The 5,792-nt window shown below is 74.7% G+C and carries 8 protein-coding genes; 3 read left to right on the forward strand and 5 right to left on the reverse strand.

The genetic code is table 11. The features are described 5' to 3' along the window. A partial coding sequence (locus tag AOK23_RS38300; protein ID WP_055717087.1) for a carboxylesterase/lipase family protein occupies positions 1 to 1,276 on the forward strand: 1,276 nt, incomplete at its 5' end. Between the two features lie 394 nt (positions 1,277 to 1,670). Further along, positions 1,671 to 2,513 carry a class I SAM-dependent methyltransferase gene (locus tag AOK23_RS38305; RefSeq protein WP_055717081.1) on the forward strand — a complete coding sequence of 281 codons (843 nt, stop codon included), beginning with the start codon at positions 1,671 to 1,673 and terminating at the stop codon, positions 2,511 to 2,513. A gap of 36 nt (positions 2,514 to 2,549) precedes the next feature. Here AOK23_RS38305 and AOK23_RS38310 read toward each other — a convergent pair whose 3' ends face one another. The 5 genes from AOK23_RS38310 to AOK23_RS38330 all read right to left on the reverse strand — a co-directional run bounded on the left by AOK23_RS38310 (position 2,550) and on the right by AOK23_RS38330 (position 5,210). Further along, complete coding sequence (locus AOK23_RS38310) at positions 2,550 to 2,990, reverse strand: anti-sigma factor (RefSeq protein WP_055717082.1); 441 nt, start codon at positions 2,988 to 2,990, stop codon at positions 2,550 to 2,552. Between the two features lie 103 nt (positions 2,991 to 3,093). Further along, a complete protein-coding gene (locus AOK23_RS38315; protein ID WP_055717083.1) occupies positions 3,094 to 3,351 on the reverse strand; it encodes a hypothetical protein in 258 nt (85 codons plus the stop codon). Beyond that, entirely contained in the window at positions 3,321 to 3,671 is a 351-nt protein-coding gene (locus tag AOK23_RS38320) for a hypothetical protein (RefSeq protein ID WP_157878276.1), read from the reverse strand. The genes AOK23_RS38315 and AOK23_RS38320 overlap by 31 nt, the downstream gene beginning before the upstream one ends. Before the next feature lie 41 nt (positions 3,672 to 3,712). After that, a complete protein-coding gene (locus AOK23_RS38325) occupies positions 3,713 to 4,402 on the reverse strand; it encodes a class F sortase (RefSeq protein ID WP_055717085.1) in 690 nt (229 codons plus the stop codon). Next, positions 4,395 to 5,210 carry a DUF4397 domain-containing protein gene (locus tag AOK23_RS38330; RefSeq protein WP_055717086.1) on the reverse strand — a complete coding sequence of 272 codons (816 nt, stop codon included), beginning with the start codon at positions 5,208 to 5,210 and terminating at the stop codon, positions 4,395 to 4,397. The genes AOK23_RS38325 and AOK23_RS38330 overlap by 8 nt, the downstream gene beginning before the upstream one ends. A 194-nt stretch (positions 5,211 to 5,404) precedes the next feature. On the opposite strand from AOK23_RS38330, the gene AOK23_RS38335 reads away from it, so the two are divergent. Then, a partial coding sequence (locus tag AOK23_RS38335) for a sigma factor (protein WP_276205795.1) occupies positions 5,405 to 5,792 on the forward strand: 388 nt, incomplete at its 3' end.

Consider the following 5,792-nt stretch of genomic DNA (forward strand, 5'->3'; position numbering starts at 1 on the left):
GCCGGGCCCCGGGGCCCGGCTCCCCGTCATGGTCTGGATCCACGGCGGCGCCCTGACCAGGGGCTCGTCGATGATCCCGGTGTACGACGGCAGCGCCTTCGCCCGTGACGGCGTGGTCCTCGTGTCCCTCAACTACCGCCTCGGCGTCGAGGGATACGGCCTCTTCCCGGACGCCCCGCCCAACGCCGGACTGCGCGACCAGCTCGCCGCGCTGGAGTGGGTCCGGGACTCGGTCACGGCGTTCGGTGGCGACCCCGACCGGGTGACAGTCTTCGGCCAGTCGGCCGGTGCCATCAGCATCGGTGCCCTGCTCGTGGCCCCCCGCGCACGGGGCCTGTTCCGCCGGGCCGTGCTGCAGAGCGGGCCGCCCGAGGCCTTGGACCGGGACAAGGTGCGCCGCATGGTGCGCCGGATGGCCGCCCGGCTGAAGGTGCCGGCCACGGCCGCGGCCTTCGCCGACGTGGACCGTTCCACGCTCGCCGAGGCCCAGGCGGAGGTCGGTCGTCTCAGCAGCCCTGTCCTGGGCGGCCCCGCCTTCGGCATCGTCGTCGACGGCGAGCTGGTGCCGCGCGACCCGCTGAAGGCCCTCGTCGAGGGCGGCGCCGCCCACGACGTCGGCCTCCTCCTCGGGTGGACCCGCGACGAGCACCGCCTCTGGCTGGTCCCCGGCGGCCTCCACGAGCGCCTCGACCGCCTCGGCACGGTCGCCCTGGCCGGTGCCCGCGCCCGCTGCCACTGCGGCCCCGAGGTCCCCCGCCGCTACCGCGAGCTCCACCCCGACCTGAGCCCCGCCGACCTGGCCGGCCGGCTCGTCACCGACCACCTCCTCCGCGTCCCCCTGCACCGCGTGGCGGACGCCCGCCCCGCCCACGCGCCGACCCACGTCTACGAGTTCGCGTGGCCGTCGAACCTGCCCGACCTCGGCGCCTGCCACGCCCTGGAGCTCGGCTTCGTCTTCGACACCGGCGACACCGCCGCCTCCGCGAAACTCGCCGGCGAGCACACCCCGCGCGCCCTGGCCGCCACCCTGCACGACGCGTGGGTCCGCTTCGCGACGCACGGCGACCCCGGCTGGACGCCCTGGGACGCCACCCACCCCGTGCGGGTCTTCGACGACCCGGACGACCGACGCATCGCCCTCGGCCCCTACGACCGCGAGCTGGCCCTCTGGGCGGAGGACGCGCAACGCCCGCGCAGAACCCAGGGCACGGGAACGTTCACGGCCTCCGGCGGAGCCCCGCTCCCGGCCCTCCGCCGCTTCCGCCGGGCGCCTTGAACCGGCTGGGGGTGCGACTTCGGGGTGGGGCGAGACTCCAGTGAGGCGGTGAGAGAGGCGAGGCCGGCGTGCGGTGAGCGGCCGTGAGGCGGCTGTCCGGCGGTACGGCCGAGGCTCAGTGAGACGGCGACCTTGCGGTGCGGTAGGGCGCGTGGGCGGCGCGCCTTTGCCTTCGGCGCCCGGGCGGCGGATCTTGACCGGCGCGTCCGCCGGGTCGGCCGGTAGCTTGGGCCGCGCTGGCAAGGGTCAGCAAGGGCTAGCAGGAGCGGGCAAGGGCCAGGAGGAGCCGACAAGGGCCGACAGGGGCCAGCGAAAGTCGACGCGGGTTGGTGAGGGCCGACGTAGGGCCGGGCGCGCCCCCGCGGGCCCGCGCCGGCGGGACGAGGGGCATCGGATGTCTGACGGATGGCAGTGGGACAGCAGCCTCTTCCGGGGCAGCGCGGCCCACTACGAGCGAGGGCGGCTTCCCTACGCACCCGGCTTCGCCGAAGCCCTGGCCGAGGCTCTCGGCCTGGACGGCACCGGCCGGCTCCTCGACGTCGGCTGCGGTCCCGGCACCGTGCTGCTCCCGATGGCCCGGTACGTCGCCGAGGCGGTCGGCGTCGACCCGGACGCGGACATGTTGGCCGAGGCGGAGCGGCAGGCCGGGCGCCGGGGCGTGACCAACGCCCGCTGGGTGACCGCCCGCGCCGAGGACCTGCCCGCCGGGCTGGGGGAGTTCCGGGTGGTGGTGTTCGCCCAGTCGTTCCACTGGACGGAGCGCGACCGCGTCGCCGGCACCGTGCGGGAGATGCTGGCGCCTGGCGGCGTGTTCGTCCACCTGAGCGAGCTGAAGAACCCGCCCACGGCACCGCCGCCGCCCCCGTCGGTCCCGCCTCCGTACGACCGGATCGCCGACCTCGTGCGCCGCCGCCTCGGCCCGGTGCGCCGCGCGGGACAGGGACTCCTCGTCAACGGCACCCAGGGCCGCGAGGACCTCGTCCTTGAGCGGGCCGGCTTCGTCCGCGTCCGGCGCCTTGTCGTACCCGCCGGGCAGGTGGTCGACCGTACCGCCGACGACCTCGTCGCCTGGGCGTTCTCCCGCTCCGACTCCGCGCCCCACCTCTTCGGCGACGAACTGCCCGACTTCGAACGGGACCTGCGCGCGCTGCTGCACGAGGCGTCCCCCGACGGCCGTTTCGCGGAGCGCCTCCCCACCACCGAGATCATGATCTGGGGCCCGCCCCGCCGCGACTGAGGGCGGCGAGGACGCGCCCGCTTCGGGCGGGGCCGGTCAGCCGGGGAGAGCGCCGCGTACGACGCTCGTACCGGAATGGGCCGGGTTTCCGTTGTCCTCCTGCGCCGACACGTCGATCAGGGGGTAGCGGCCGAGGTCGATCCGTGCGGGGAGCGGCAGTGTGGCGGTGCCGTCCGGGCCGAGAACACCCATCGCGACGAGCCGCGTGTGGGTACGGTCCATGAGCCACACCTCGTAGTAGCCGTCCGAGCGGGGCAGGCCGGTGACGGTCACCGTGACCTCGCGTTCGGCCTCGGGCCCGCGGACCAGGCGTACCGTCCCGGCCGCGCGGGGGACGGCCAGCGGGGCGAGGCGGTTCGTCGGGCTCGCCTCGGCCGTCGGCGTACCGTCGTCGAGCCGCCACGCGGTGACGGCACTGCCCAGCAGCGCCCCCACGACGAGGCTCGCGGCGGCGATCAGCAGGGCGGGGCGGCGCAACCACGCACGACGGCGGCCAAGACCGCCACTGCCACCACCGCCGGGTACGTCGCGAACGTCGGACACGTCGGGTGAGCCGGGTCCGCCCAGGGCCGTCGGGGTGTCATCCCTCCCCGTCGGCCTGCGAGGCCGTGTCCGAGTCCAGTTGCGCCGTGATCGAGTGCCACACCGTGTCGGGCGGTGCGGTCAGGAAGTCGTCGGTCGACACGTCTCGGGCGGCACGGACCACGCGCAGCAGCTGGTCGAGTTCCTCGCAGCACCGCAGGCACCGGGCCAGATGGTCCCGCTGGCACGGGGTGGGGTGGGCGTCGCCCCCGAGGGCGAGGTCGGTCAGCTCGTCGGCGTCCAGGTGCTGCGCCATGCTCCACCTCCCCTCGTACGGGTGGTCGGAGCGGCGAGGGCGGCCGCGCGGGGGAGCCGGGACCGCGGGCCGTTCCGCTCGGCGCCGACGGTTCCCTCGCCGCCGACGGTCTCCCTGGAGGCGACCGTTTCCCCGGCGTCCACCGTCTCCCCGCCTACGGCCTTCTCCTCGCTGTCGGCCGTCATCCCGCCCTCGACCGTCTCCTCGACGTCGGCTGCTTCACCGTCCCCGGCCGTCCCCTCGTCCCCGGCTCTGCTCCCGTCGTGCGCCGGGGCGGCGGCCGGCCGCTGTTCGGTCAGGGTCTCCTCCGCGTCGGACATGGACAGCAGCGTAGGCGTGAGAGGGATGCCCGGCGCCGGACTCACCCGGTGGGGGTGACCGGGATCGCCGTCACCACCAAGTTCCGCTGGTAGCCGCCTCGTTCCGCGTCGAACGGAGGCGCGCAGGTGATCATCGTGAGGACCGGTCGGCCCGTTCTGGTGAACGCCGAGGCGGGCAGCCGGTCCTTGTCCACGCGGGCGCGGGCGACGACCCGGTAGGTGACCGGCGGCGCGGCAGCCCGCCGTACGGTCACCTCGTCGCCCGCGCGGACGTCGAAGAGGGCGGCGAAGGCACCGAGGTCGCCCGTGCGGGAGTCCACGTGTCCCACCATGACGGCGGAACCGGAGGGTTCCCCCGGCGCGGGGCCGAAGCGGTACCAGCCGACCTTCTCCGGATCCTCGGGGATGTCGGCGCTGCCGTCCGGGGCGATTCCACGGGGTTCGATCGCGGCGCGGAGACCGACGCGCTCGATGTCGAGCCGCCTGGGGGCGGCGGCGGAGGAGACGGGGCTCGCCGACGGCGTCGGCGTCGGCGAGCCAGTGTCCTCCGCCCGGACGGGCGGGGCCGCGGGGGGCGACGCGGCCGTCCGGGCGTCGAAGTCCGCGGTCGGCGGCAGGCTCTCGCGGGACGGCGCCAGTGCCAGCACCGTGGCTCCCGAGACCGCCAGCAGCACGGTCACCGCTGTCCGCAGTCGTTGCCGGAGCCACGGGGCCGACCCGGTGTCAGGCACGGCCGCGGGACACCACACGGCGGGCGGTGAGCGCGCCGGCGAGGCCCAGGAGGCCGAACCCGGCGGCGTACGCCGGCCATGCGTCGCGGTCGTTGGTCGCGCCGGCGTTCACGCCCGAGGGAGCGGAGTGCATGCCGGTCAGGGTCTGCACCTTCAGGGCGAGGTTCTTGTCCTGGGCGCTGCCCCAGGCGTAGACGATGCTGGCGGTGCCCTCCTTGAGGTTGAGGTCGGCGGGACCGATGGCGACGTCGTCGGTGCCGGCGAGCACGACGTCCGCTGAGACGGTGCCGGCGTCCACGGTCGCCGTGTCCTCCTTCGGGTTGACGAGGTCCTTGAAGATCGGTGTGCCACCCGCCCGGACGTCGACGGCCGGAGCCGCCGCGACATGACGGACCGTCAACCGGGCCTTCCCGGCGGCTACATCGGAGGTGTCGTTCACGTAGGCGTCCAACTGCGGCGCGCCGTCGGCGTTCAGGTGGGCCACGACGGTCGCGTTGGCGCCGGCGGGAACCTCGACCGTCTTCTGGATCGCGGGCTTGCCCTTCGGGTCCGCGCCGGCCTTGAAGACCTTCAGGTCGTACGAGCCGGCGGGAAGGGGCTGCGGGTCGGTGAGCGTGCCCGGTTTGAAGTCGGGAATCAGTTCGTCGCCGTTGGCGTACACGTCGACGTCAAGGCCGGGTACGGCGTGGAAGACGGAGACCATGGCCTGGTCGTCGTCGGTGGCGGCGGTCGCGGTTGCGGCGCCGCCCAGGGCGAGCGCGCACAGGCCGAGAGAAGCCGCTGCGGCGACAGGGGTGCGGGAGATCATGACTGGCTGTCCCTTCGAACGGCCCACTCCCTGTGAGTGAGTGCACGAGGTCTTCGGCGCGCGTCTCGGCGGAGGATGCAGATTCTTTCGTGGTTCCACGAATTCCCCGTTTCGATGCGCTAACGCTGCACGTTGCGAGGGCGCATCGTTTCGACGGACGGTCGTCGTGTCGTAGTCCTTCGACCTCGGAGCTCATGATGGCCACTGCCCGGCCCGACACGTACCTGAGCGCCGACGTGGAGCGCACGCGTCCGCGCGACCCCGGCCCCGACCGGGTGCCCGGCCCGCCCCCGCCGTACGAGGAGACCGGCGACGACACCGAACTCGCCCGGCGGTTCCACGCCGGGGACGAGGAGGCGGTCGCCCTCGCGTACCGGCGGTGGGGCTCCCTCGTGTACACCCTCGCGCGGCGCTCCCTGAGTGATCCGCGGGATGCCGAGGACGTCACCCAGCAGGTCTTCCTCGCCGCCTGGCGGGGACGCGCACGGTACCGGCCGGAGCGCGGAGCCCTGGGCGGATGGCTCGTCGGCATCACACGCCACGCGATCGCGGACGCGCACGCGGCACGGGCCCGCCGTGCCG

Origin of the sequence: Streptomyces torulosus, assembly GCF_001419765.1 — a bacterium.
Taxonomy (GTDB): Bacteria; Actinomycetota; Actinomycetes; order Streptomycetales; family Streptomycetaceae; genus Streptomyces; species Streptomyces torulosus.